This is a genomic window from Streptomyces sp. NBC_00631, from assembly GCF_045206895.1.
Lineage (GTDB): Bacteria > Actinomycetota > Actinomycetes > Streptomycetales > Streptomycetaceae > Streptomyces.
The window spans coordinates 6,083,631-6,108,085 of the sequence record NZ_CP107734.1; the positions used below are offsets into that span (position 1 = coordinate 6,083,631).

Consider the following 24,455-nt stretch of genomic DNA (forward strand, 5'->3'; position numbering starts at 1 on the left):
CTGTGATGGACACGGGGACCCGGCGGGCTAAGCGGACCGGCCGCCTGCCGCGCTGGCTGCGGATACTCCGCGACGACCTGTGCACGGCCCGCCTGGACCCGCTGCCCCCCTCCGTATGGCTGCGCTGGCTGCCGCACGGTGTGCTGTGCCTGGCGGCCTTCGGCATCACGATCGGCGGCATCGCACAGCTCCAGCACAACGGGCATCTGGGTGCCGGTCTCGCCTCTCTGCTCGGGTTCGCCCCGGGCGGCGCCGTGCTCCTCGCGATGTGGCGGCCCGTCCCGGCCTGGTGGCTGTCGACGGGGGCCATGCTGGTGGCCGCCATCACACTGCACGGCCGGCTGGGCACGACCCCCGTGGTCCTGTTCACGTGGCCCTGGACCGTGGCCGGGATCATCGCGCAGCTGCTGGTCCTGCTGCTGCTCACGCTGCGGGTCCGTGCCCGCGTGGCCGCCGAGGCACTCGCCCTGACCGTAGTGGTCACCTGGCTCCTCGACGGCGTCTGGGGAGCGCTGCCGCACCAGTCCACGTCGGTGATCACCGTCGTCCTGGCCGTGATCGTCGTGGCGCTCGGCACGGCGCTGCGGGGCCGCCGCGAGGCGCGCGCGGAACTCGACCACCAGGCCTCGCTCACCGAGGAGGAGCGGGCCCGGCGCACCCTGCTGGAGGAGCGCAGCAGGATCGCGCGCGAGCTGCACGACGTGGTCGCCCACCACATGTCGGTCATCTCCATCCAGGCACAGGTCGCCCCGCACCTGGTGGAGAACCCGTCGGACGAGCTGCGCGAGAACCTCGACGGCATCCGGTACAACGCGCTGGAGGCGCTGACCGAACTGCGCCGGGTGCTGGGTGTCCTGCGCTCCGAGAGCCCCGACGAGGACGCGCCGGTCGACCCCGGCACCGGCCCGCACAGCCCGCAGCCCACCCTGGACCGGCTGGACGCGCTGGTCGAGAACACCAGGGCGGCCGGTCTGACCGTCACCGCCCGGGTCAACGGCGAGCGCCGCCCCATGCAGTCGGGCGTGGAGCTGTCGGCGTACCGGATCGTGCAGGAGGCGCTGAGCAACGTCCTGCGGCACGCGCCGGGAGCGACCGCTCATGTCGAGATCGAGTACATCCCCTACGGACTCCTGGTGTCCGTCGCGAACTCCCGGCCGACCCGGCCGGCGCCGCCGTCGCCGGGCGCCGGCCACGGACTGCTCGGGATGCGGGAGCGGGCCGCGATGCTCGGCGGGTCGCTGACGGCGGCGCCCCGGACGGACGGCGGCTACCGGGTCTTCGCGGAGCTCCCGGCCGCCGGGCCCGGCACCGGCCTGGTGCCCCGTCACCCGGCGGACCCCGCCACCGGCACGGACCGTGCCGCCCCCGATCCGAAGGACGACCGCGTATGACGAGCAGCAGTGGCGACCCGATCCGCGTGGTCATCGCCGACGACCAGCAGATGGTCCGGCAGGGCTTCACCGTGCTGCTGAACGCCCAGCCCGGCATCGAGGTGGTCGGCCAGGCGGTGGACGGTCTGGAGGCCGTGGCCAAGGTCGCCGAACTCACCCCGGACGTCGTCCTCATGGACATCCGCATGCCCGAGCTGGGCGGCATCGAGGCCACTCGCCGGATCGTCGGTGAACGCCCGCACATCAAGGTGCTGGTGCTCACCACCTTCGACCTGGACGAGTACGTGTACGAGGCGTTGCGCTCCGGCGCGTCCGGGTTCCTGCTCAAGGACGCGTCCGCGGACAAGCTCGCCGAGGCGGTCCGGGTGGTGGCGGCCGGTGACGCGCTGCTCGCGCCCGGCATCACCCGGCGGCTGATCACCCAGTTCTCCCGGCTGGACGGCGGCGGGGTGCGCGCCCCGCTGAAGGCCCGCGTCGGCGAGCTGACCGAGCGCGAGACGGAGGTCCTCACGCTGATCGCGCAGGGCCTGTCGAACGCGGAGATCGCCGAGCGGCTGGTCGTCGCCGAGCAGACCGTGAAGACGCATGTGGGCCGGATCCTGGTGAAGCTGGGCCTCAGGGACCGCACCCAGGCCGCGGTGTTCGCCTACGAGTCCGGGCTGGTACGGCCCTCCGGTTACTGAGCCGTGCGGTTGCTGACCGGAGGGCTCCCGCTGCTCCTTGACGCACCCGTAGTACCTGAGAGGGATGCCCGAGGACCAGCCTCACTGGTGACGACGGCTACCCCGGCCTCCGCCTACGGTCGTGTACGTGACCGAGACGACCCCTTCGCAGCCGATGCCGCCGCAGCCGCCGGACGGCTCGTTCGAACCGTACAAGCCGCGCAGCCCGGAGGTCCGGGCGGTGCTGGACGCCCTGGGCAGGCTGCGACAGGACCTGTTCCAGGACGCCTTCGCCTACCGGCCGCTGCCGCCGCTGAGCACCGAGCGTCCGTTCGCCCGCCGGCTGCCCGGCCGGCTGCGCGAGTACGCGGCCTGGAGCACGCATCTGGCAGTGGCCGCGGCCGGCGTGCTGGCGCTGCTGGTGTCCGTCGCGGAACGGCAACCGGAGGGACCGGCCGTGGCCCTGCTGGCCGGGCTGCTCGTCCTGGCGCCGGTGCTGCTCACGCTGGTGCGTCCGGTCGCCGCCTTCTGGCTGTCCCTCGTCGTGTCCTGGCTCGGCGCCGTGCTGAGCAACGCCTGGGACGAATGGCCCTGGGCGCCTGGCAACTTCCTCTCCCACCTGGTGGTGCTCACGGTCGTCGCGGTCCGCACCCGTCCGCGCACCGCGGCCTGGATGTGGGCGATCACCGCGTTCTACGGTGTCGTGAACGTCCAGCTCCTCGGCGCGGGCCACTACGACAACGACGTCGGCTCGATGCTGGTCGCCTCCGCGATAGCCCTGCTGGCGCTCACCATCCGGCAGATCCGCCGGGAGGCCGAGCAGACGGTGACCGCGCAGCAGACGCAGACGGCACACGAGCGTTCCCGGCGCACGCTCCTCGAAGAGCGCACCACGATCGCCCGCGAACTGCACGACGTGGTCGCCCACCACATGTCCGTCGTCGCGATCCAGGCGGAAGCCGCCCCCTACCGGGTGGAGAACCCGCCGCCGGAGCTGGAGAAGGCGTTCGTCACGATCCGGGAGAACGCGGTGGCGGCGCTCACCGAACTGCGCCGGGTGCTGGGCGTGGTCCGCGCCGAGGACTACGAGGCGCCGGACGCCCCGCAGCCCACCCTCGCCGACCTGGACGCGCTGCTGGACAACGTGCGGGAGGCGGGGACGGCCGTCGACAAGGGGGTGACAGGCGCGGTGCGTGAACTCCCGCAGGGCGTGGAGCTGTCGGCGTACCGCATCGTCCAGGAGGCGCTGAGCAACACCCTGCGCCATGCGCCCGGAGCGAGCGCCCGTGTCGAGATCGGCTACGTCATCGGCGGCCTGGGCCTGCGCATAGTCAACGGTCCGCCGCCGCGGCCCGCCCTCATCAAACCGTCCCCGGGCGCCGGTCACGGCATCACGGGCATGCGGGAGCGCGTCTCCATGCTGAACGGCGAGATGACGGCGGCCCCGACGCCCGAGGGAGGCTACGAGGTGACGGTCTTCCTTCCCGTCGCCACCACCCGCGAAGGTGACGCATGACCGACCGCACCATCCGCGTACTGATCGCCGACGACCAGATGATGGTGCGCGAGGGCTTCTCGGTCCTGCTGAACGCGATGCCGGACATCGAGGTCGTCGGCGAGGCGGTCAACGGCCGGGAGGCGGTGGACCGTGTCCGTGAACTCGCCCCTGACGTGGTCCTGATGGACATCCGCATGCCCGAGCTGAACGGCATCGAGGCGACCCGCGAGATAGTCGCCGCCGACACCGCGGCCAAGGTCCTCGTCCTGACCACCTTCGACCTCGACGAGTACGTCTACCAGGCCCTGCGCGCCGGAGCCTCCGGCTTCCTCCTCAAGGACGCCTCCGCCCGCCAGCTGGCCGAAGGCGTGAGGGTGGTGGCGTCGGGCGAGGCCCTTCTCGCCCCCTCGGTCACCAGACGCCTGATCACCGAGTTCTCCAAGCTCTCCGACAGCCCGCGCCTGATGCGCACGGCCCACGCGGCCTACGGCGACCTCACCGACCGTGAGACGGAGGTCCTGGTCCTCATCGCCCACGGCCTGTCCAACGCGGAGATGGCGGAACGCCTGGTGGTGGCCGAGTCGACCGTGAAGACCCACGTCAGCCGGATCCTGGTGAAGCTGGGCCTCAGGGACCGCACCCAGGCGGCGGTGTTCGCGTACGAGGCACGGCTGGTGACGCCGAGGTAGGTGGCGGGGTGGCGCACATGCCATGAGCACAGGCGTTGTTGCGATTCGATCGCAGGCGGTACAGGTGTGGACGCAGTGTGCTCAAGTTGTGTTTGGATGGTGAAGGAATCGGCCAGGTGGCTGATTCCGGCCACCCCCGTCCCCGCATCCTCCCCTCCTGACCCGACTCCCGTTTTCCCGCGGGAGCCGTCGCCGTCCCCTTCTCCGCTCCCTTCCCCGTCCCCGTTTCGCGTGAAGAAAGTTGCCGCGATGACCGCTGACGTGTCCGAGTTCCACTACGGCCTGATCACCCCGATCGCCGCGTATCTGATGGCATGTCTGGGCGCCGTGCTGGCCCTGCGCTGCACGACCCGTTCGCTAGGCCGCGGGCGCGGAGAGAAACGTTTCGGCTGGCTCGCTCTGGGCGCGGTGTCCCTCGGCTGCGGCATCTGGACCATGCACTTCATCGCGATGATCGGCTTCAGCGTGGACGGCACCCTGGTCAGCTACGACGCCGACCGGACGGTGCTGAGCCTCGTCGTCTGCATCGCGGTCGTCGCCGTCGGCGTCTTCCTGGTCGGCTACCGGGGCTCGGGCCCGGCGACCCTGGGCGCCGCGGGCCTTCTCACCGGTCTCGGTGTCGCGGCGATGCACTACCTGGGCATGACCGCGATGAACACCGGCGGCACCGTGCGCTACGGCACCACGGTCGTCGTCCTCTCTGTGGTGATCGCCGTGGTCGCCGCGACCGCCGCGCTCTGGGCGGCGGTGTCGATCAGCGCGGTCTGGGCGACCGTCGGCGCCAGCCTGGTGATGGGCGCGGCGGTGTCGGCCATGCACTACACCGGAATGTCCGCGGTGAGCGTCCACGTCGCCCAGACGCAGACGAACGCCGAGTCCTCGACCAGCCTCCTGGCCTTCCTGCTGGTCATGCTGGCCGGCCCGGTGGCGGCCCTGATCCTGGCGGCGGCGATCGTCATGTTCGACCCGGAGGTCGTGGGCGGCCAACGCGACCGGACGGCCACGCCGTCCCCCGCCGCCGCCCCGGCCATGCAGTCCTGGCAGCCCACCGACTATCCGCGATCGGCGGCGGAACGGCGTTACATGTCCTGATCCCGAGCTCAGCCGGGTGTTGGCCGGGCCATGCCGCGGCACGCGCCCGGCATCCACGAGACGGCGCTGCGGTACCGCGTCTCCAACGGTTTCCTCGGTCACCTCAAGGCCGCGTCGGACGGGTGAGCGCCGAGACCCCCTGGTCAGAAGAGGTACCGGCGGTCTAACGTCCGTCCATGGCAGCCTTCGACCCGTGGGACCCGGACTTTCTGGCCGACCCGTACCCCTCCTACGCCGAGCTCCGGGCCGGCGGTCGGGTGCGGTACTTCGAGCCCACCGACCAGTGGCTGGTTCCACGGCACGCCGATGTCTCGGCGCTGCTGCGGGACCGGCGGCTGGGGCGGACGTACCAGCACCGGTTCACGCACGAGGACTTCGGGCGGAGTGCGCCCCCGCCGGAGCACGAGCCGTTCCACACGCTCAACGACCACGGCATGCTCGACCTCGAACCGCCGGACCACACCCGCATCCGCCGCCTGGTGTCGAAGGCGTTCACCCCGCGCACGGTCGAGCGGCTCAAGCCGTACGTGGCGCGGCTCGCCGGAGAGCTCGTCGACGGGCTGGTGGCGAAGGGCGGGGGCGACCTGCTCACCGATGTCGCCGAGCCCCTCCCCGTCGCCGTCATCGCCGAGATGCTCGGCATCCCGGAGGCGGACCGCGCCCCCCTGCGCCCCTGGTCGGCGGACATCTGCGGGATGTACGAGCTGAACCCGTCGCAGGAGACGGCCGCGAGGGCGGTGCGGGCGTCCGTCGAGTTCTCCGACTACCTGCGGGAACTGATCGCCGAGCGGCGCAAGGAGCCCGGCGACGACCTGATCTCCGGGCTCATCGAGGCGCACGACGAGGGCGACCGCCTCACCGAGCAGGAGATGATCTCCACCGCCGTACTCCTGCTGAACGCCGGTCACGAGGCCACCGTCAACGCCACGGTCAACGGCTGGTACGCCCTCTTCCGCAACCCCGCCCAGCTCGCCGCCCTCCGCGCCGACCACTCCCTGATCCCCACCGCGATCGAGGAGCTGATGCGCTACGACACCCCGCTCCAGCTCTTCGAACGCTGGGTGCTGGACGAGATCGAGATCGACGGGAGCACGATCCCGCGCGGTGCGGAGATCGCCATGCTCTTCGGCTCCGCCAACCACGACCCCGACGTGTTCCACCGGCCCGGGGAACTCGACCTCACCCGCCGCGACAACCCGCACATCTCCTTCAGCGCCGGCATCCACTACTGCATCGGCGCACCGCTGGCCCGCATCGAGCTGGCCGCGTCCATGACCGCGTTGCTGGAACGGGCGCCGGCGCTGAGCCTGGCGGCGGAGCCGCGACGGAAGCCGAACTTCGTGATCCGGGGCCTTGAGGGGCTCGCCGTCACGCTCTGAGCCGGTGGACCAGGGCCCGGACGGCGAGTGCGACGGCGGTCCCGCCGAGGACGGCTGGGGGCACCTCCCAGGCTTTCGGCACTGGGGAGGCAGTTCGGCGTAGAGGACCCTCCGGTCCGGGGCCTGTTCGAAGCGCCACAGCCGTGAGCGTACGTCGATCGTCCGTACGGCGAGTCCGGTGGCCGCGCCGACGGCCGCGGTCAGGCAGCCCGCCGCGGCCTGCGTACGTTGTCGCATGTCCGGGAGGGACGTGTGCGGCCGCGCGCGGGTTCCCGGCTCCCGCCGGTCAGGTCGTCAGGTCCCGGCGCCGCAGCCCCGCCAGGCCGCCGGCCGTCAGTGCCGTGGCCAGGGTCAGCAGGGTCAGCACCGGTCCCCACGCCATCTCCCCGCCCGGCAGCTTCGGCAGGTGGCCGAAGGGGGACAGGTCCAGGACGAGTTGTGGGGCGTCGAGCGCCGGGCCCACCCAGCCGATCAGCAGCACCGCCACCGCGACACCCCAGGCCGCCGGGGCGAACCGGGGCGCGACCCCGTACAACAGCACGGTCACCCCGCCGATCACCCACACCGCCGGGAGCTGCACCAGGCAGGCGCCCAGGATCGGGGCCGCCTGCCTGCCGTAGCCGACGGCGAAGCCCGCCCCCGCGAGGAGCATGATCAGGGCCGGGCCGCCGAAGGCGATCGTCAGATGGCCGGCCGCCCAGCGCAGGCGGCTCACGGGGGCGGCGAGGAGGGGTTCGGCGCGCGCCGAGGTCTCCTCGCCGTGCAGCCGGAGTACCGACGCCACGACGTACAGCGCGGCGACCAGGCCCAGCATGCCGACCATCGAGGCGAGGAACGCGTCCGTCAGCCCGCTCTGGCCGCCCATCCGTTCGAAGATCTGGCGGGCGCTCCTGTTGTCGCCGACCAGGTCGGCCGCGCCCTGCGTCAGGCCGCCGTAGACCACGCCGGCCAGGAAGAAGCCGAGCGACCAGCCGAGCACACCGCCCCGCTGCAGCCGCCAGGCCAGGGCGGCGGTGGAGCCGAGGCGGCCGGTGGCCGGGCCGGGGCGGGCCGGGAAGAAGCTCATGCCGAGGTCCCGGCGGCCGGCCAGCACATACGCCGTGAGGCCCTGCGCCAGCACCGCCGCCGCGAAGAGCAGGAGCACCCACCAGCGTTCGGCGGCGAAGGGGCGCAGGTTCTCCAGCCAGCCCAGTGGGGAGAGCCACGTCCACACCGACCCTCCTCCCCCAGTGCCGAAAGCCTGGGAGGTGCCCCCAGCCGTCGCCGAGTCGCCCGCCGCGCGCAGCACGAAGGCCGCGCCCAGGACGGCGGACGTCAGGCCCCGCGCCAGGCGGGCGCTCTCCGTGAGCTGGGCGACGATCGCCGCCGTCGTCGCGAAGACCATGCCGGTCGCGGCCAGGCCGAGGCCGAGGCAGAGCGCACCGGCCGTGCCCTGACCCGCCAGGCCGGCGGTGATGAGCAGGGCCACCACCCCGTTGGCCACCGCCGCCGCCAGCAGGGCCGCGGTCAGCGGCGCCCGGCGGCCCACCGCGCCCGACGCCACGAGTTCCGCACGGCCGCTCTCCTCCTCGTCGCGGGTGTGCCGTACGACGATGAGCAGGCTGGTCACGGCCGTGAGGAGCCCGGCGTACACGCCCACCCGCCAGGCGGTCAGACCTCCGAGGGAGGTGTCGTGGAGCGGGCCGATCAGGGCGCGGAAGGAGGCGTTGGTCTGCAACTGGCGGACCAGGTCGGCGCGTTCGGCCGCCGTGCCGTACAGGCTCTTCAGCGTGTCCGGCATGGAGAGGACCATCAGGGCGTTCACCGCGATCCACACCGGGGTCGTCACGCGGTCGCGGCGGAGCGCGAAGCGCAGCAGGGTGCCGGTGCCGGCGAGGGTCGTCATCGCACGACCGCCTCGTCCTGGTAGTGGCGGAGGAAGAGCTCCTCCAGGGTGGGGGGCGTGGAGGTGAGGGAGCGGACACCGGTCTCGGACAGCGCGCGGAGTACGGCGGTGAGCTGGTCGGTGTCCACCTGGAGACGGATCCGGCGGCCCTGGACGTCGAGGTCGTGGACGCCGGGAAGGTGCGCCAACCCGTTGGGGGGACCGGCGAGTTCGGCGGTCACGCTGGTGCGGGTGAGGTGGCGCAGGTCGGCCAGGGAGCCGGACTCGACGGTCCGGCCGCCGCGGATGATGCTGACGCGGTCGCAGAGCTCCTCGACCTCGCTCAGGATGTGGGACGACAACAGGACCGTCCTGCCCCGGTCGCGCTCCTCCTCCACGCAGCGCTGGAAGACCTCCTCCATCAGGGGGTCGAGGCCGGAGGTCGGTTCGTCGAGGATCAGCAGGTCGACGTCGGAGGCGAAGGCGGCCACCAGGGCGACCTTCTGCCGGTTGCCCTTGGAGTACGTGCGGCCCTTTTTCGTCGGGTCGAGTTCGAACCGGTCGAGCAGTTCGGCCCGGCGGTGGGCGTCGAGGCCTCCGCGCAGGCGGCCGTAGAGGTCGATGACCTCGCCGCCGGAGAGGTTGCGCCAGAGGGTCACGTCCCCGGGGACGTAGGCGATCCGGCGGTGCACCTCCACGGCGTCCGTCCAGGGGTCGCGGCCCAGGATCCGCGCGGCGCCCGAGTCGGCGCGCAGCAGGCCGAGCAGCACCCGGATCGTGGTCGACTTCCCGGCGCCGTTGGGGCCGAGGAAGCCGTGCACCTCGCCGGCCTCGACGGTCAGGTCGAGGCCGTCCAGGGCGCGGGTGCGGCCGAAGGACTTCTGCAGCCCGGCGACCGTGATTGCCTTCGTCATGGTTCAGAACGTACGCTTCTTTCAGAAAATTGTGAAGTTAAGGAAGGGTCTGAAGCTCGGATAGGGTGAGTCCATGACGGAAACAGCCGGTGGCCGGGACGCGGAGGCCGTGTCGAAGTTCGTCGAGTCCTTCGCGGCGCAGCTCGTCGAGGCCGGGATGCAGCGCATGCCCGCCCGGGTCTTCGCCGCGCTGCTCTCCTCCGACGAGGGCGCGCTGACCTCCGCCGAGCTGGGCGAACGGCTGCGGATCAGCCCCGCCGCGGTGTCGGGCGCGGTGCGCTACCTGGCCCAGACGCACATGGTCTCGCGCGAGCGGGAGCCCGGTTCGCGGCGGGAGCGGTACCGGGTGCACGGCGACCAGTGGTACGAGGCGCTGACCAACCGCGAGACCCTCATCAAGCGGTGGGAGGGGGCGCTGCGAGAGGGGGTTACCAGCCTCGGCGAGCACACTCCGGCCGGCCGCCGGATGGCGGAGACGCTCGCCTTCTTCGAGTTCGTCGAGGGGGAGGTCGCGGCCATGATGGAGCGGTGGCGGGTGCACCGGGAGAAGACCTTCGGGCCGGCCTGAGCGGCAGGCGGCAGCGCCCCGGACGGCGCGACAGGCCGACGCCTCGAAGCTGTTCGCAGCCGGAAGAACGGCGACATTACTATCCCTTCTGGGGCGCGGAGGCGCGAGGCGCCCCACCCGGCTTCGAAACAGGGGGCGGACGTGGCGCGTTGGAAAGCGTTGCCGGCCGGGCTCGACCCGGCTGTCGTCGAATTCGTCGCGGAATTACGGCGGTTGAAAGACGCATCCGGGCTGAGTCTGCGGGACCTCGCCACCGGCACGGGCTACAGCTCCTCGTCCTGGGAGCGTTATCTCGGCGGCCGGCTGCTGCCGCCGCGCGAGGCGGTGGAGTCGATGGCCACGATGGTGGCGGCGGACACGGCCCGGCTGCTCGCACGGTACGACAGGGCGAGCGACGCATGGCGCCGTGACCATCTCGGCGACGCTGGGGCGGGCGAGGAGCCGCTGCGGGAGCATGCGGACGCCTTCGTGTCCTCGGGGGAACTCGGCGAGGGCGGGGGCGAGGGCGGGTACGACGGTGCCGCCGTGGCCGGGAAGGAGACCGGTTCCCGGGCCCGGAGGCTGCTGCGGCAGTTGGCGACGGTCGGTCTCTCGGCCGCGGCGGGCGCGGTGATCGCGGTGCTGGTGATGGAACCGGGGCACAGCGCGTCAGCGACAGCCAAGCCCGGTACGACCGTGGCGGCGGCGAAACCGGTGACGTACACCTGCCACTTCGTCCGCAAGGCGGGGCTGTGGTACGCGGGCAACAGCGCGACCCGCACCGATCATCTTCAGGTCGACATGTGGGGGCCCGAGGTCGCCGAGTTGCAGTGTCTGCTGCAGCACGCGGGGGAATCGCCGGGCGGCGTCGACGGCAACTTCGGCCCGCTCACCGAGGCCGCGGTGATCAGTGCGCAGAAGGCGTTCCACCTGGATGTCGACGGCCAGGTGGGCCCGCGGACTTGGGCGGCGCTGAGACGATGACCCCGACACCGCCGGAGTGCGCCCGCCTCGCCGCGGAACTGCGCCTGCTGCGTGCGCGTTCAGGGCTGAGCCTGTCCGCGCTGGCCGTCGAGTCGGCGTACAGCAAGTCGTCCTGGCAGCGGTACCTGACGGGCCGTGCGCTGCCGCCGTGGCTCGCCGTACGCGCGCTGTGCGTCCTCGCGAACGAGCCCGAGCCGCGGCTTCGGGCCCTGTGGGAGCTGGCCGAGTCCGACTGGAGCCGCCGCGGCGCGATCGCGACGACGGAGCCCACGAGGCCGGCGGAGAGACCGTCGACGGGGGACGGCCGTGTGGCAGTGGCCGCGGCCACGACCACGTCCGGACCGCAATCAACGCTCCCGTCCGGGCCTTCCGCGTCCGGGCCTTCCGCGTCCGGGCCTTCCGCGTCCGGGTCCTCCGGGTCCAGGTCATCTGTGTCTGAGGCGTCCGCGTCCGGGTCTTCCGGGTCTGGGTCGTCCGCGTCCGGGCCTTCCGGGTCTGAGGCGTCAGCGTCCGGGCCTTCCGGGTCTGGGTCGTCCGCGTCCGGGTCCTCCGGGTCCAGGTCGTCCGCGTCCAGGTCATCTGCGACTGAGGCGTCCGCGTCCGGGGCGTCCGCGTCCGGGGCGTCCGCGTCCGGGCCATCCGTCTCCAGGGCGCCCGTGCCCGAGCCTCCCGTGTCCGAGCCACCCGTGTCCGGCCCGCGGAGGTCGTCGCGATGGCGTCTCGGGGTGGCCGGTGGCGTTGCCGTGATGCTGCTTGCCGCGCTTCTGGCGGTCACCGGTCACGGGTGGACCGCCTCCGGGCCCGGCGCGGTCGCCGCGCTGTCCGCGCCCTCGGCCGCGGCCTTCCACGTCGGCTGCACCGGGAGCGCCTGCGACGGGCTGGACCCGGGAGTGGAGAAGTGCGGTGTGGAGCCGAAGACGCTGCTCCACACGCAGATCCGGTCCGGCTTCGGCCTGGAGATCCGCTACAGCCCGATGTGCCGTGCCGCCTGGGCCAGGGTCTGGAGCACCTCCCTCGGGGACATCCTCAGTTTCACGGTTCCCGGCGGGCCGACGCAGAGCGTCACCGTCGCCCGCCCGAGCGACACCACCGGGTTCGTCTACACGGACCTGGTCGCCGTCGTCGGCCGTGCCTCCCGGCTCACCGCATGTCTGAGGGGACCGGCGCAGGCTCCGAGGTGTTTCTCCGCCCCGGCGCCCTGAGTCGGTACGACCCGCGAATCCGTCATCCGGCACCGAATCGGCGCAGGTCAGAGCCGGTACGGTTCCGTCGTTCCAGCAGATTTCCGCCAGTCGTCGACACCTGGATCCGGTCCACCGGAGCATCGTCGGCGGCGGGGTGGTCCCCCGTTCCGGTGCGCCGGACCGGGTGGCCCCGCCCGCCACCGCGATGTGATCCACGGCTCCAGGAGGAGATGAAGTGCGACCGAATACTGTTCCGAGGACATGTGCCGCCCTCGCCACCGCCGTCGCGATAGCCGCCGGGACCCTGGCGGGCGCGAGCACCAGCTTCGCGGCCACGCCGGCTTCCGCACGGGTTTCGACGCAGGCGGTCAGTTCCCGGACCGTCGCCCCGCGCGCCACGGTGAACCTGGGGCTGAGCACGACCCAGGCCAAGTACGTCCAGTGCTGGCTGCGGAACTACTGGGGCTACACCGACGGGATCGACGGGCAGCTCGGCACCGACAGCTGGAAGGCCTTCCAGCGCAACCTGCAGGAGTACTGGGGTTACACCGGCGCGATCGACGGCGACGTCGGCGGCGGCACGGTCTCGGCGTTGCAGCGCCTGCTGCAGGCGTTCTGGGGCTACGACAGCAGCATCGACGGAATCGCCGGACCGGCCACCCAGGCCGCGTTCAAGCGGTTCGCCGACAACCGCAGCGGCGAGTGCTGAGCGGCCCGCCGCCGAACTGACCGTCCGCACGCCCCGCGCCCGCCACCTGCATCGCCAGGCGGCGGGCGCGGGGCGCGACCGGCGTTCCTAGCGCTCCCTGGTCTCCTCCAGGACCGTCCGTCCCAGCAGCGCGTACCGCTCGGGGGAGCGGTGCTTGAGGTACTGCGCGCAGCCGACGCCCGTCGCCGCGACTAGGGCCACCAGCCACGGTGTCGCCTTCAGCAGCAGGGAGCCGGACTCGGCGCCTGCCGCGGCGCCCATGTTGGACACCAGCAGGGCGACCACGCCGAGCATCGCGACGCCGCCGACGAGGGGGGCGGTGAAGGTCCGGAACCAGTGCCGGCTCTCGGGGTGGTTGCGGCGGAAGTAGACCAGCACCGCGAACGAGCAGACCGCCTGCACGACCAGGATCGCCATGGTGCCGAGGATGGCGAGGAGGACGTACAGGGCGTTGTACGGGTCCTTGCCCGCGATCCAGAACGCGGCGATCAGGACGGCGGAGACCACTGTCTGCACCAGGCCGGCGATGTGCGGGGAGCCGTGCCGGGCATGGGTGCGGCCGATGGTGCGCTGGAGCGAGGGGAGGACACCCTCCCGGCCCAGCGCGTACATGTAGCGGGCCGCGCAGTTGTGGAAGGCCATGCCGCAGGCGAGCGAGCCGGTGATCATCAGCCACTGCATGAGGACGACCGCCCAGTGGCCGACGTAGTGCTCGGTCGGGTCGAAGAAGAGCGCGAGCGGGTTCGCGGAGGAGGCCGCCTTCACGGCCGCCGCCTCGCCGTTGCCGGTGATGGCCATCCAGGAGACGAAGACGTAGAAGACGCCGACGCCGAGGACCGAGATCATCGTCGCCTTGGGGATGATCTTCTTCGGGTCGCGGGACTCCTCGCCGTACATCGCCGTCGACTCGAAGCCGACCCAGGACCAGAAGGCGAAGAAGAGGCCGAGACCGGCCGAGGTGCCCTTGAAGGCGTTGACCGGGTTGACCGGGGCGAAGGTGAAGCCGTGTGGGCCGCCGCCGTGCAGGGCGACCGAGATCGCCATCGCCGCGAGGACGGTCACCTCGGTGCCGAGGAGGACGACGAGGAGCTTCTCGGCGACGCTGACGCCGAACCAGGTGCCGGTCGCGTTGATGGCGAGCATCAGGATCGCGAACGCCCACCACGGGATGTCGAGTCCTGTCTGGTCCTTGAGCGTCGTGTTGGCGAAGACCGAGAAGATGCCGATCAGCGCCGGTTCGAAGACGACGTACGCGAAGGTGGCGAGCAGCCCCGAGGCCAGGCCCGCGGTGCGGCCCAGGCCGTAGGAGATGAAGCCGTAGAAGGCGCCCGTCGAGGTGATGTGCTTCGCCATCGACGTGAAACCGACGGAAAAGATTGCCAGGATGACCATTGCGACGAGATAGCTCGCCGGGGCGCCGATGCCGTTGCCGGACGACACCATGAAGGGCACGTTGCCGGTCATCGCGGTGATCGGCGCGGCGGTCGCGACGGCCATGAAGACCACGCCGAGCAGGCCGATCGCGTTGGGCTTCAGCCGGTGGACCGTGCCGTCCCCCCCTGCCTGCCCTGCTGTCTCCGTCGCCGGGGCGACTCCCTCGTCCACTGCCATCGGGGTGGCCCCTCTCCTGCTGTTCGCCGGCTGTACTGGACCGGAACTCTGTAGGCCGAATGAGTCGGCAGAGGGTCTCGGAGTGTTAAATATCTGTCAACCAGACCTTTAGAAATCTGGCGCAATCTGTCGGCAACACCCGGCTCGTACGGTCGCCGCCATGAGTACGTACACGGCCACCCTCGGCGGCGAACGCCACCGCTTCGGCTCCCTGGCCCGCCTGCTGGCCGCCGCGAGCCCCGAACGCTCCGGCGACCGGCTGGCCGGCCTCGCCGCCGCGAGCGCCCGGGAGCGGGTCGCGGCGCGCTGGACGCTCGCCGAGGTGCCGCTCGCGACCTTCCTGACCGAGCCGGTGATCCCGTACGAGGACGACGACGTGACCCGGCTGATCCTGGACACGCACGACGTGGCCGCCTTCGCCCCCGTCGCCGGGCTGACGGTCGGCGAGTTCCGGGAGTGGCTGCTGACGGCGGACACCGGGGCGCTGGCCGCGGTCGCGCCGGGGATCACGCCGGAGATGGCCGCCGCCGTGTCCAAGCTGATGGGGAACGCGGACCTGGTGGCCGTGGCCCGCAAGGTGCGGGTGGTCACCGCGTTCCGCTCGACGATCGGCCTGCCGGGCCGGCTGGCGACACGGTTGCAGCCGAACCATCCGACCGACGACCCGGCGGGAGTGGCGGCCGCCCTCCTGGACGGCCTCCTCCTCGGCTCCGGCGACGCGGTGATCGGCATCAACCCGGCGACCGACAGCCCGAAGGCGGTCCGTGACCTGCTGAACCTCCTGGACGGCGTGATCACCCGCTACGCCATCCCCACCCAGTCCTGCGTGCTCTGCCATGTAACGACGAGCGTGGACCTGATGGCGCGCGGTGCCCCCGTCGACCTGGTCTTCCAGTCGATCGCCGGAACGCAGGCCGCGAACGCCTCCTTCGGGGTGACCCTCGGTCTGCTGGACGAGGCGTACGAGGCGGCGCTCGCGCTCGGCCGCGGCACCGTCGGCGACAACGTCATGTACTTCGAGACCGGGCAGGGCAGCGCCCTGTCGGCGGACGCGCACCACGGCGTGGACCAGCAGACGGTGGAGGCACGGGCGTACGCGGTGGCCCGACGCTACCGTCCGCTGCTGGTCAACACCGTCGTCGGCTTCATCGGCCCCGAGTACCTCTACGACGGCCGCCAGATCCTCCGGGCCGCTCTGGAGGACCACTTCTGCGGCAAGCTCCTCGGCCTGCCGATGGGCCTGGACATCTGCTACACGAACCACGCCGACGCCGATGACGACGACATCGCCACCATGCTGACCATGCTCGCCGTCGCGGGCGCGTCCTTCGTGATCTGCACACCGGGCGGTGACGACATCATGCTCAACTACCAGTCCGCCTCCTACCACGACGCGCTCTACCTACGAGAGGTGCTGGGCCTGCGCCCGGCCCCGGAGTTCGAGAGGTGGCTGGAGTCGACCGGCCTCCTGGACGAGACCGGCACCCTGCGCGAGACCGACAGCCACCCCCTGACAGCGATCGGAAGGGAACTGGCCGCATGACGGAGCCGACCGAGGCGACTGGTCCCGCCGACACGGCCCAGACGGCGGAGACGGCCCAGACGGCGGAGACGGCGGAGGTGGCCGAGGTCGGTGGGGATGGCGAAAGTGGTTGAGACATCCGAGGCGGTCCAGGTGGTGGGGACGGCGGAGACCGCTGAGACACCCGAGTCGGCCCAGGCGGCGGAGGCGGCGGAGATGGGCGAGATGGCTGGAATGGCTGAGACGGTCGGGAAGGTCGCGGTGGCGGAGACGGGCGAGAGGGTTGGCGTGGCCGCGGTGGCGGAGACGGGCGAGGCGGTTGGTGTGGCCGCGGTGGCCTCCCCCGGAGGGGAGGAGCTGTGGCCGTTGTTGCGCCGCCACACCCAGGCCAGGATCGGGCTCGGGCGGTTCGGGGCGGGGCTTCCCACCCGGCACCGGCTGGAGCTGCAGGCCGCGCACGCGGCCGCGCGGGACGCGGTGCACTCGGCGTTCGAGCCGGACGTGGTGGCGGCGGGGCTGACGGGCTTGCCGACGGTACGGGTGCGCAGTGCCGCCGGGGATCGGCTGACGTTTCTCCAGCGCCCCGACCTGGGCCGTCGGCTCCACCCCGTGGACCGGGCGCACTTGCCGGCCGGTGACGGCTGGGACGTCGTCTTCGTGGTCGCCGACGGGCTGTCGAGCCGGGCCGTGCACGAACACGCGGCGGCGGTGCTGCGGGCCACGGCGGCCCGCCTCGCCGGCTGGCGCATCGCCCCGGTCGTCCTCGCCGAACAGGCGCGGGTGGCCCTCGGCGACGACATCGCCCACGCCATGGGTACGGCACTGGTGGTCGTCCTCATCGGCGAACGCCCCGGCATGTCGGCGGCGGACTCCCTGGGCGCGTACCTGACGTACCGGCCGGTGCCGGGCGTGACCACGGACGCCGACCGCAACTGCCTGAGCAACATCCGCCCGCCGCGAGGTCTGACGTACCAGACGGCGGCGGAGAAGCTGGCGGCGCTGATGAGGAGGGGACGGGAGCTGGGGCGGACGGGGGTGGGTCTCAAAGACGAAAGCGACGACGGAGCGGTGATCGGTCGGACGCCCTGAGTGGTGGCCGGTCCGTGTCACCTCGACCCTGACACCACGGGCTTCCCTCCCCCCGTCACGGCGCCCCCGGCACCGTGAGCCCCCAGGCCCCCTCCACCACCCGCCACGTCCGCCGTCGTACCGGTCCCGCCACGCCGCCGTCGGCCCGGTAGCGGAAGTCGGCGCCGGTCACCGTGACCGTGCGGCCCGCGGCCCGTACCGGGGTCGCCTCCGCGCCCACCGACAGGGGCCGTATCTCGACGTCGGCGAGGCCGTGGCGGCCGCCCGGGGTCACCGAGATGTTCTCCACCGGCTGGTCCAGGTCCACCACCGTCTCCCCGTCGACCTCCACCCGCAGCCTCGCCGGCGGGCGGGGCACGGCCGGGACCGGGCGGGCGACCGACAGGGACCGTACGAGGTGCTGGTACGGCCGCAGCCACCCGCGCGCCGCCGCCGGTTCCGCGGCCTGGGCCACGGCCGTCACCCCCGGGATCCGCAGCGCGCCCAGCACCACCCCGTCGCTGTCGTCGACGAGGAGGTCCATCCGGCGCTCCACCCCGTCCAGGACCGCCCGTGCCGCCGCCACCGTGCCGGCGGGCACCCCCAGCGTGTGCGCGACGTTCAGCGCGCCCCCGACCGGGACCATGGACAGCACGCATCCGGTCAGCTCCCGGCGGCGGTGCAGCAGCGTCACCGCACGGATCAGGGCGCTGTCGTCGCCGATGACCACCGGCCGGCGCGCGCCCCGGCGGGCCAGTACGCGGGCGAATTCCTCGGGCCCGTCCGGCATGCACACCTTCGCGGCCGCACCCGCGCTGAGCACGTCTTTCGCGATCCGGACGGATTCGCCGTCCGTTTCCCGTGCCGCCGGATCGATGATCACCAGCAGCTGATCGGACGTCGCGAAAGTCGCCACCTCGGTCCTGCCTCGCTTCCTCGGGTAGCATCACTGTGCAAGAGCCCCTTGCGCTATTGCGCCAGGGGCTTCGTCTATTCCGGGGCATCCGGGTCCGACGGTTGTGCGGCCGACGACGGTCGCGGTGGTACGCGGCGACGAACCTTACGCGTACGCCCCTGACCTTGGACATGCCCCGCCCGGAAGGGGTGTACGCGCGTGCCCGCACTTGTGCTGCTCGGTGCTCAGTGGGGTGACGAAGGCAAGGGAAAGGCGACGGACCTGCTAGGTGGCTCCGTCGATTATGTGGTGCGCTACCAGGGCGGCAACAACGCCGGCCACACGGTCGTCGTCGGCGACCAGAAGTACGCGCTCCACCTCCTCCCTTCCGGAATCCTCTCGCCCACGTGTGTCCCGGTCATCGGCAACGGTGTCGTCGTCGACCCGTCGGTCCTGCTCTCCGAGCTGAGCGGTCTGAACGAGCGTGGCGTCGACACGTCCAAGCTCCTGATCAGCGGTAACGCGCATATCATCACGCCGTACAACGTGACCGTCGACAAGGTGACGGAACGCTTCCTCGGAAAGCGGAAGATCGGTACGACCGGGCGCGGTATCGGGCCGACCTACGCCGACAAGATCAACCGGGTCGGCATCCGGGTCCAGGACCTCTACGACGAGTCGATCCTGACCCAGAAGGTCGAGGCGGCCCTCGACGCCAAGAACCAGATGCTCACCAAGCTCTACAACCGGCGCGCCATCGCCATCGAGCAGGTCGTCGAGGAGCTGCTCGGCTACGCGGAGAAGCTCGCTCCGTACGTCGCCGACACGGTCCTGGTCCTCAACCAGGCCCTGGAGGAGGACAAGGTCGTCCTCTTCGAGGGTGGCCAGGGCACGCTCCTGGACATCGACCACGGCACGTATCCGTTCGTCACGTCCTCGAACCCGACCGCGGGCGGTGCCTGCACCGGTTCCGGTGTCGGCCCGACGAAGATCAGCCGGGTCATCGGCATCCTGAAGGCGTACACGACCCGCGTCGGCGCCGGACCGTTCCCGACCGAGCTCTTCGACGAGGACGGCGACGCGCTGCGCCGGATCGGCGGCGAGCGCGGTGTGACGACGGGCCGGGACCGCCGCTGCGGCTGGTTCGACGCCGTCATCGCCCGCTACGCGACCCGCGTGAACGGCCTGACCGACTTCTTCCTCACCAAGCTCGACGTGCTGACCGGCTGGGAGCAGATCCCGGTCTGCGTCGCGTATGAGATCGACGGCAAGCGCGTCGAGGAACTCCCGTACTCCCAGAGCGACTTCCACCACGCGAAGCCGGTCTACGAGACGCTGCCCGGCTGGTCCGAGGACATCACCAAGGCCAAGTCGTTCTCCGATCTGCCGAAGAACGCCCAGAACTACGTCAAGGCGCTGGAGGAGATGTCCGGTGCCCCGATCTCCGCGATCGGCGTGGGTCCGGGCCGGGACGAGACGATCGAGATCAACTCGTTCCTGTAGGTCGTGAAGTCGTGTGTACGCGCGTCCACTTGGGCCGGTCTTGGGAATCCTTGACCGGCCCTTGGGCTTTCCGTGGTTACGCCGGTAACGGGCGGGGGTCAGCATCTACGCGGGTAGCCCGCCGCCTCCCGCATGCCACACCCGCCCTCTCCGCCTTTCAGGAGCCCTGAATGCCCGTCAATCCCATGAACCGCCGTGAGTTCGTGCAGAAGTCGGCCGTCACCGGCGCCGCCGTGGCCGTCGCGGGAACGGTCGGTACCGGCAGCGCCGAGGCCGCCGAGGCCGGCCACGGCCACGCCAAGCCGCCGAAGGCGCCCAAGACCTGGAGCTTCTCCATCCTGGGCACCACCGACCTGCACAGCCACGTCTTCAACTGGGACTACTACACCAACGCCGTCCCGGTGGACTCCAAGGGCAACACGTACGGCATCGCGCGCATCGCCACCCTGGTGAAGAACATCCGCAAGGAGAAGGGCGCGGACCGGGTCCTCCTCGTCGACGCGGGCGACATCATCCAGGGCACCTCGCTCGCCTCCTACTTCGCGAACGTCGACCCGATCACCGGCAAGGACGGCAAGCGCGGCCCGAAGCACCCCATGGCGATCGCCATGAACGAGATGCGGTACGACGCGGCCGCCCTCGGCAACCACGAGTTCAACTACGGCATCGAGGTCGTCCGCACCTTCGAGAAGCAGTGCGACTTCCCGCTGCTCGGCGCCAACGCCCTGGACGCCAAGACGCTCAAGCCCGCCTTCCGGCCCTACACCGTCAAGCACATCAAGGTCCCGCACGGCCCGGACATCAAGGTCGGCATCCTCGGCCTCACCAACCCGGGCATCGCCCTGTGGGACAAGGACAACGTCTCCGGGAAGATGGCCTTCACGGGCCTGGTCGAGCAGGCGAAGAAGTACGTGCCGCGGCTGCGCGCCCTCGGCTGTGACGTCGTCTTCCTCACCGACCACTCGGGCCTGGACGGCTCGACGTCGTGGGGCGACGAACTCCCCTACGTGGAGAACGCGTCGAACCTGGTCGCCGAGCAGGTCCCCGGCATCGACGCGATCCTCGTCGGCCACACCCACGTCGACGTCCCGACGTACACGGTGAAGAACGCGGAGACCGGTGAGGACGTCCTCCTCTCCGAGCCGTACTGCTACGGCTACCGCCTCTCCGTCTTCGACTTCGAGCTGGAGCACGTGCACGGCTCCTGGAAGATCACCAAGAAGACCGCCACCACGCTGAACAGCAACACGGTCGCGGAGGACCCGCGGATCACCGAACTCCTCACGGCCGACCACCAGTTGGTGGTCAAGTACGTCAACACGGCGATCGGCACCAGCACCGCGGCGATGTCGACGGCGGAGGCCTGCTGGAAGGACGTGCCCGCCATCGACTTCATCCAGCAGGTCCAGATGGACGCGGTGAAGGCGGGCCTGTCGGCGGCGGACGCCGCGCTGCCGCTGATCTCGGTGGCCGCGTGCTTCAGCCGCACGGCCACCATCCCGGCCGGTGACGTGACGATCCGCGACGTCGCGGGCCTCTACGTCTACGAGAACACCCTGTACGGCAAGAAGCTCACCGGCGCCCAGCTCAAGGACTACCTGGAGTACGCGGCGAAGTACTACCACCAGGTGCCCAGCGGCACGAAGGTGGACACCGCCACCCTCACCAACGCCAACAGCTTCTGGGACTACATGTACGACATGGCGGCCGGCGTCGACTACGAGATCGACATCGCGGCGGCCGAGGGCTCGCGCATCAAGAACCTCACCTACAACGGCGCGGCGGTCGCCGACGACCAGGTCTTCGTCGTCGCCGTCAACAACTACCGCGCCAACGGCGGCTCCGGCTACCCGCACATCGCCGCCGCGGAGACCGCCTACAGCTCCACCAACCAGGTCCGCGACCTGATGATCGCCTACGCCACGGCCAAGGGCACCATCGACCCGTCGGCCTTCGCCGCCACCAACTGGAAGCTGACGCAGGACGGCACGCCCGTCTTCTAGCGCCTCCCAGCCACATGTGTGGTGGCCCCACCCTCGGGTGGGGCCACCACTTTTTGTTTTCCCCGGCTATGCGGATCCTGTCGATTTCATTGGCGGATTTCATTGTTTCTGTGAATCCTGAAAATCTTGTTCCGGTCCCAATTCGGAGCCGTTATCCGGTCGGGTTTTCGCATTGAGTACCAACAATGTTGTTGGTAATGTCCGCGGTGCGTTCCCGCGATCTCCTGACCAAGCCAACGTGTGTCCTCGTATGGCTAGTTCGGCATGCCGAAGGAGTATTTTGTGAGCAAAGACAGAACCCGCCTGGTCCGCTCCAGGCGGACTCGTCGGACCATAGTCGGGGCCGCTGCGGCTCTGGCGCTGGTGGGCGGTGGTTTCGCCGTCGCAAATGCCGCGACGGCCAGCAGCGAGAAATCGGCCGCGGGTGTCCAGCGCCCGGTCGACAAGCATGCGAAGGGCACCGCGGCCGTGGTCAGCGCCGCCAACGCCTTCCTGAACACCCTGACCTCCGACCAGCAGGCCTCGACCCTGCTGGCCTTCTCCCAGGCGAACGCGACCGCCTGGTCGAACCTGCCGTGCGGCTCCTCCTGCCGGGTCGGCATCGAGTTCAGCTCGCTGACGACCGACCAGATCGCCGCCGCCGAGGCCGTGCTGAAGGAGGCTCTGGGCACCGGCGAGGACACGGGCTACCAGCACGTCCTGCAGACGCTCGCGGCCGACGACGTGCTCGCCTCGGCGCAGGCCACCAGCACCGCCGGCGCGCCGACGGACGCGCCCACCGGCTCCGCCTCGGCGGACCCGAGCGCGACGTCCACCGACACCGCCGTGCCCACGGACGCCCCCACGGGCGCCCCGCCGTCCGGCGGTACCGGTGGCGGTGGCGGCGGGTACGGCAGCAGCCAGTACTTCCTGGCGTTCCTCGGCACCCCGTCGGCGACCGGCACCTGGCAACTGCACTTCGGCGGTCACCACCTCGCCGTGAACATCACGTACAAGGACGGCAAGGTCGCCGGTGCCAGCCCGTACTTCACGGGCGTCGAGCCGTCCAGCTGGACCACGACCGACGGCACCACGGTCGCGCCGCTGAACAGGTTCCGCGACGGCATGCTCAAGCTGACCGCAAGCCTGAGCACGGCGGAGCTGGCCAAGGCCAAGCTGTCCGAGTCGTTCAGCGACGTGCTGCTCGGCCCGAACAAGGACGGCGACTTCCCGGAGACCAAGGAAGGCATCAAGGTCAGCGAGCTGTCGGCGAAGCAGAAGAAGCTGGTCCTCGCCGCGATGCGCCCCTGGGTGGCCGACGCGGACGACGCCACGGCCAAGAAGCTCATGAAGACGTACGCCAAGGAGCTCGACCAGACCTACATCTCCTACTCCGGAGGCACGGGCCTGGACACCCAGGGCGACTACGTCCGCATCGACGGCCCCAGCGTCTGGATCGAGTTCGTCTGCCAGAACGGCGTGGTCTTCCAGAACCAGGTCCACTACCACACCGTGTACCGGGACCACACCCGCGACTACGGGAGCGAGTTCTCCTTCTCATGACCGGACCGCGAAACTGGCTGACCACCGTCCTGACACGCCTGGTGGCCGGGATCGCGATCGTGGTGCCGGCGGCGCTCCTGCTCGGGGCGTCGCCGGCCGCCGCGCATCCGATGCCGCACTCGGTGGTGCAGCTCGACGTGTACCGGTCCTCCGTCTCCGCACGGCTGGAACTGCCGGTCTCCGACTTCTCCCGGGCCAGCGGCATCGACCTCGACGACATCACCGGCAAGGCCGTCCCGGCCGCGCGCGCCAAGGTGATCCGCACCTACCTCGCCCAGCACATCCACCCGACCACGACCGGCGGCACGGCATGGCGGGTCGGCATCGGCGCGATGCACCTGACCGCCACCCAGCAGACGTCCACCGGCCCCTACCGCGAACTGGTCGTCGCCGCGGTCCTGACCCCGCCGGCCGGCGCCGACGTACGCCGCTTCACCTTCCGCTACGACGTGATCGTGCACCAGGTCGTCACCCACGTCACCCTGGTGACCGTCCGCCAGGACTGGGCGAACGGGCAGGTCGACGGCGAGGGCACCACCCAGGTCGGCACGATAGAGCTCGACATCCGGCACATGAAGGTCCCGGCCCTGAAGGTCGACCTCGGCCCCGGCAGCGCGTGGCGCGGCTTCGTCGCCATGGTCGAACTCGGCGGCAACCACATCCTGACCGGCACCGACCACCTTCTCTTCCTGCTGATCCTGCTCCTGCCGGCCCCCCTGGCCGCGACCGGCGGCCGCTGGACCGGTCTGGTCGGCCCCCGCAAGGCGCTGGCCCGCATCGGCGGCATCACCCTCGCCTTCACCGCCGGCCACTCGGTCGCCCTGGCCGCCACCGCGCTGGGCCGCCTGCAGATTCCCTCCTGGCCGGTGGAGGCGTTCATCGCAGCGAGCATCCTGGTCGGCGCGATCCACGCGATCCGCCCCCTCTTCCCCGGCAGGGAAGCCGTCGTGGCCGGCGTCTTCGGCCTGGGCCACGGCATGGCGTTCTCCTTCGTGCTGGCCGAGATGCACCTCTCCACCGGCCAGCTGGTGACCAGCCTCCTCGGCTTCAACCTCGGCATCGAACTGGTCCAGCTCCTGCTGGTCTGCCTCGCCCTGCCCTCGCTCCTGGTCATGGCCCGCCTGCGCGTCCAGCCCGCGCTCCGCCTGACCGGCGCGGTGCTCACCGGGATTGCGGCCCTCGGCTGGCTGGCCGACCGCCTCGGCCTGCCCAACCCGGTCGCCCGCGCGGCCGACAGCGCCGGCTCCCACACCACCCTGCTGCTGATCACCCTCACCCTGGCCGCGCTCATCAGCACGGCGTGGGCCCTCGCCGCGCGGCTGCGTGCCCGGGGAGGTACGGCGCCTGGACTCAGGTCCGGATGGCGTGCGGACCTGGGCCGACGCGCCTGACGGCGGC

General features: G+C 71.2%; 20 protein-coding genes and 1 pseudogene. 17 read left to right on the forward strand and 4 right to left on the reverse strand.

Annotated elements, in window-relative coordinates; genetic code table 11:
• Positions 1-5 precede the first annotated feature (5 nt).
• The 6 genes from OHB00_RS27970 to OHB00_RS27995 all read left to right on the forward strand — a co-directional run bounded on the left by OHB00_RS27970 (position 6) and on the right by OHB00_RS27995 (position 6,711).
• Entirely contained in the window at positions 6-1,391 is a 1,386-nt protein-coding gene (locus OHB00_RS27970; RefSeq protein WP_406438648.1) for a sensor histidine kinase, read from the forward strand.
• A complete protein-coding gene (locus OHB00_RS27975; RefSeq protein WP_406438650.1) occupies positions 1,388-2,074 on the forward strand; it encodes a response regulator in 687 nt (228 codons plus the stop codon). Before OHB00_RS27970 ends, OHB00_RS27975 begins: the two co-directional genes overlap by 4 nt.
• 127 nt (positions 2,075-2,201) lie before the next feature.
• Positions 2,202-3,569: a sensor histidine kinase gene (locus tag OHB00_RS27980; protein ID WP_406438652.1), complete on the forward strand. Its 1,368-nt coding sequence runs from the start codon at positions 2,202-2,204 to the stop codon at positions 3,567-3,569.
• A complete protein-coding gene (locus tag OHB00_RS27985; protein ID WP_406438654.1) occupies positions 3,566-4,240 on the forward strand; it encodes a response regulator in 675 nt (224 codons plus the stop codon). Before OHB00_RS27980 ends, OHB00_RS27985 begins: the two co-directional genes overlap by 4 nt.
• Positions 4,241-4,489: 249 nt before the next feature.
• Complete coding sequence (locus OHB00_RS27990) at positions 4,490-5,332, forward strand: MHYT domain-containing protein (protein ID WP_406438656.1); 843 nt, start codon at positions 4,490-4,492, stop codon at positions 5,330-5,332.
• Between the two features lie 176 nt (positions 5,333-5,508).
• Complete coding sequence (locus OHB00_RS27995) at positions 5,509-6,711, forward strand: cytochrome P450 (RefSeq protein WP_406438657.1); 1,203 nt, start codon at positions 5,509-5,511, stop codon at positions 6,709-6,711.
• A gap of 286 nt (positions 6,712-6,997) precedes the next feature.
• Here the strand turns inward: OHB00_RS27995 and OHB00_RS28000 are convergent, their stop codons facing one another.
• On the reverse strand, positions 6,998-8,596 hold the full coding sequence (locus tag OHB00_RS28000; protein ID WP_406438659.1) for an ABC transporter permease: 1,599 nt from the start codon (positions 8,594-8,596) through the stop codon (positions 6,998-7,000).
• The gene (locus OHB00_RS28005) at positions 8,593-9,489 is read right to left on the reverse strand and encodes an ATP-binding cassette domain-containing protein (RefSeq protein WP_406438661.1); all 897 of its coding nucleotides are present in this window, start codon (positions 9,487-9,489) and stop codon (positions 8,593-8,595) included. Before OHB00_RS28005 ends, OHB00_RS28000 begins: the two co-directional genes overlap by 4 nt.
• Positions 9,490-9,562: 73 nt before the next feature.
• Between OHB00_RS28005 and OHB00_RS28010 the strand changes: the two genes are divergently transcribed.
• The 5 genes and pseudogenes from OHB00_RS28010 (at position 9,563) to OHB00_RS28030 (ending at position 12,913) form a co-directional block, all read left to right on the forward strand.
• Positions 9,563-10,057 carry a GbsR/MarR family transcriptional regulator gene (locus OHB00_RS28010; RefSeq protein ID WP_406438663.1) on the forward strand — a complete coding sequence of 165 codons (495 nt, stop codon included), beginning with the start codon at positions 9,563-9,565 and terminating at the stop codon, positions 10,055-10,057.
• 141 nt (positions 10,058-10,198) lie between these two features.
• Complete coding sequence (locus tag OHB00_RS28015; RefSeq protein ID WP_406438665.1) at positions 10,199-11,020, forward strand: peptidoglycan-binding protein; 822 nt, start codon at positions 10,199-10,201, stop codon at positions 11,018-11,020.
• A pseudogene (locus OHB00_RS28020) lies at positions 11,017-11,217 on the forward strand (helix-turn-helix domain-containing protein); the annotation flags it as partial. The gene OHB00_RS28015 and the pseudogene OHB00_RS28020, both read left to right, overlap by 4 nt.
• Positions 11,218-11,766: 549 nt before the next feature.
• Entirely contained in the window at positions 11,767-12,222 is a 456-nt protein-coding gene (locus tag OHB00_RS28025) for a DUF2690 domain-containing protein (protein ID WP_406446004.1), read from the forward strand.
• Between the two features lie 217 nt (positions 12,223-12,439).
• The gene (locus OHB00_RS28030; RefSeq protein WP_406438667.1) at positions 12,440-12,913 is read left to right on the forward strand and encodes a peptidoglycan-binding domain-containing protein; all 474 of its coding nucleotides are present in this window, start codon (positions 12,440-12,442) and stop codon (positions 12,911-12,913) included.
• 87 nt (positions 12,914-13,000) lie between these two features.
• Here OHB00_RS28030 and OHB00_RS28035 read toward each other — a convergent pair whose 3' ends face one another.
• Positions 13,001-14,524, reverse strand: a complete 1,524-nt coding sequence (locus tag OHB00_RS28035) for an APC family permease (protein ID WP_406438669.1) — start codon at positions 14,522-14,524, stop codon at positions 13,001-13,003.
• A gap of 160 nt (positions 14,525-14,684) precedes the next feature.
• On the opposite strand from OHB00_RS28035, the gene OHB00_RS28040 reads away from it, so the two are divergent.
• On the forward strand, positions 14,685-16,067 hold the full coding sequence (locus OHB00_RS28040) for an ethanolamine ammonia-lyase subunit EutB (protein ID WP_406438671.1): 1,383 nt from the start codon (positions 14,685-14,687) through the stop codon (positions 16,065-16,067).
• Between the two features lie 213 nt (positions 16,068-16,280).
• Positions 16,281-17,135, forward strand: coding sequence for an ethanolamine ammonia-lyase subunit EutC (gene eutC / locus OHB00_RS28045; protein WP_406446006.1), 855 nt, complete (start codon positions 16,281-16,283; stop codon positions 17,133-17,135).
• A 55-nt stretch (positions 17,136-17,190) separates the two neighbouring features.
• On the opposite strand, the gene OHB00_RS28050 is transcribed toward eutC, so the two are convergent.
• Positions 17,191-18,030: a diacylglycerol kinase gene (locus tag OHB00_RS28050; RefSeq protein ID WP_406438673.1), complete on the reverse strand. Its 840-nt coding sequence runs from the start codon at positions 18,028-18,030 to the stop codon at positions 17,191-17,193.
• Between the two features lie 198 nt (positions 18,031-18,228).
• On the opposite strand from OHB00_RS28050, the gene OHB00_RS28055 reads away from it, so the two are divergent.
• The 4 genes from OHB00_RS28055 to OHB00_RS28070 all read left to right on the forward strand — a co-directional run bounded on the left by OHB00_RS28055 (position 18,229) and on the right by OHB00_RS28070 (position 24,448).
• On the forward strand, positions 18,229-19,512 hold the full coding sequence (locus tag OHB00_RS28055) for an adenylosuccinate synthase (RefSeq protein WP_406438675.1): 1,284 nt from the start codon (positions 18,229-18,231) through the stop codon (positions 19,510-19,512).
• Positions 19,513-19,682: 170 nt separating this feature from the next.
• A complete protein-coding gene (locus OHB00_RS28060; protein WP_406438677.1) occupies positions 19,683-21,515 on the forward strand; it encodes a bifunctional metallophosphatase/5'-nucleotidase in 1,833 nt (610 codons plus the stop codon).
• A 282-nt stretch (positions 21,516-21,797) separates the two neighbouring features.
• Entirely contained in the window at positions 21,798-23,057 is a 1,260-nt protein-coding gene (locus tag OHB00_RS28065) for a DUF3500 domain-containing protein (RefSeq protein WP_406438679.1), read from the forward strand.
• Positions 23,054-24,448, forward strand: coding sequence for a HupE/UreJ family protein (locus OHB00_RS28070; RefSeq protein ID WP_406438681.1), 1,395 nt, complete (start codon positions 23,054-23,056; stop codon positions 24,446-24,448). The genes OHB00_RS28065 and OHB00_RS28070 overlap by 4 nt, the downstream gene beginning before the upstream one ends.
• Positions 24,449-24,455 lie beyond the last annotated feature (7 nt).

Coding starts and splice junctions, on each gene's coding strand:
- OHB00_RS28060 (WP_406438677.1), top strand. CDS start 19,683: ATGCCCGTCAATCCCATGAACCGCCGTGAGTTCGTGCAGAAGTCGGCC.
- OHB00_RS28025 (WP_406446004.1), top strand. CDS start 11,767: ATGCTGCTTGCCGCGCTTCTGGCGGTCACCGGTCACGGGTGGACCGCC.
- OHB00_RS28000 (WP_406438659.1), bottom strand. CDS start 8,596: ATGACGACCCTCGCCGGCACCGGCACCCTGCTGCGCTTCGCGCTCCGC.
- OHB00_RS28005 (WP_406438661.1), bottom strand. CDS start 9,489: ATGACGAAGGCAATCACGGTCGCCGGGCTGCAGAAGTCCTTCGGCCGC.
- OHB00_RS27990 (WP_406438656.1), top strand. CDS start 4,490: ATGACCGCTGACGTGTCCGAGTTCCACTACGGCCTGATCACCCCGATC.
- OHB00_RS27970 (WP_406438648.1), top strand. CDS start 6: ATGGACACGGGGACCCGGCGGGCTAAGCGGACCGGCCGCCTGCCGCGC.
- OHB00_RS27995 (WP_406438657.1), top strand. CDS start 5,509: ATGGCAGCCTTCGACCCGTGGGACCCGGACTTTCTGGCCGACCCGTAC.
- OHB00_RS28040 (WP_406438671.1), top strand. CDS start 14,685: ATGAGTACGTACACGGCCACCCTCGGCGGCGAACGCCACCGCTTCGGC.
- OHB00_RS28035 (WP_406438669.1), bottom strand. CDS start 14,524: ATGGCAGTGGACGAGGGAGTCGCCCCGGCGACGGAGACAGCAGGGCAG.
- OHB00_RS27975 (WP_406438650.1), top strand. CDS start 1,388: ATGACGAGCAGCAGTGGCGACCCGATCCGCGTGGTCATCGCCGACGAC.
- OHB00_RS27985 (WP_406438654.1), top strand. CDS start 3,566: ATGACCGACCGCACCATCCGCGTACTGATCGCCGACGACCAGATGATG.
- eutC (WP_406446006.1), top strand. CDS start 16,281: ATGGCTGAGACGGTCGGGAAGGTCGCGGTGGCGGAGACGGGCGAGAGG.
- OHB00_RS28010 (WP_406438663.1), top strand. CDS start 9,563: ATGACGGAAACAGCCGGTGGCCGGGACGCGGAGGCCGTGTCGAAGTTC.
- OHB00_RS28070 (WP_406438681.1), top strand. CDS start 23,054: ATGACCGGACCGCGAAACTGGCTGACCACCGTCCTGACACGCCTGGTG.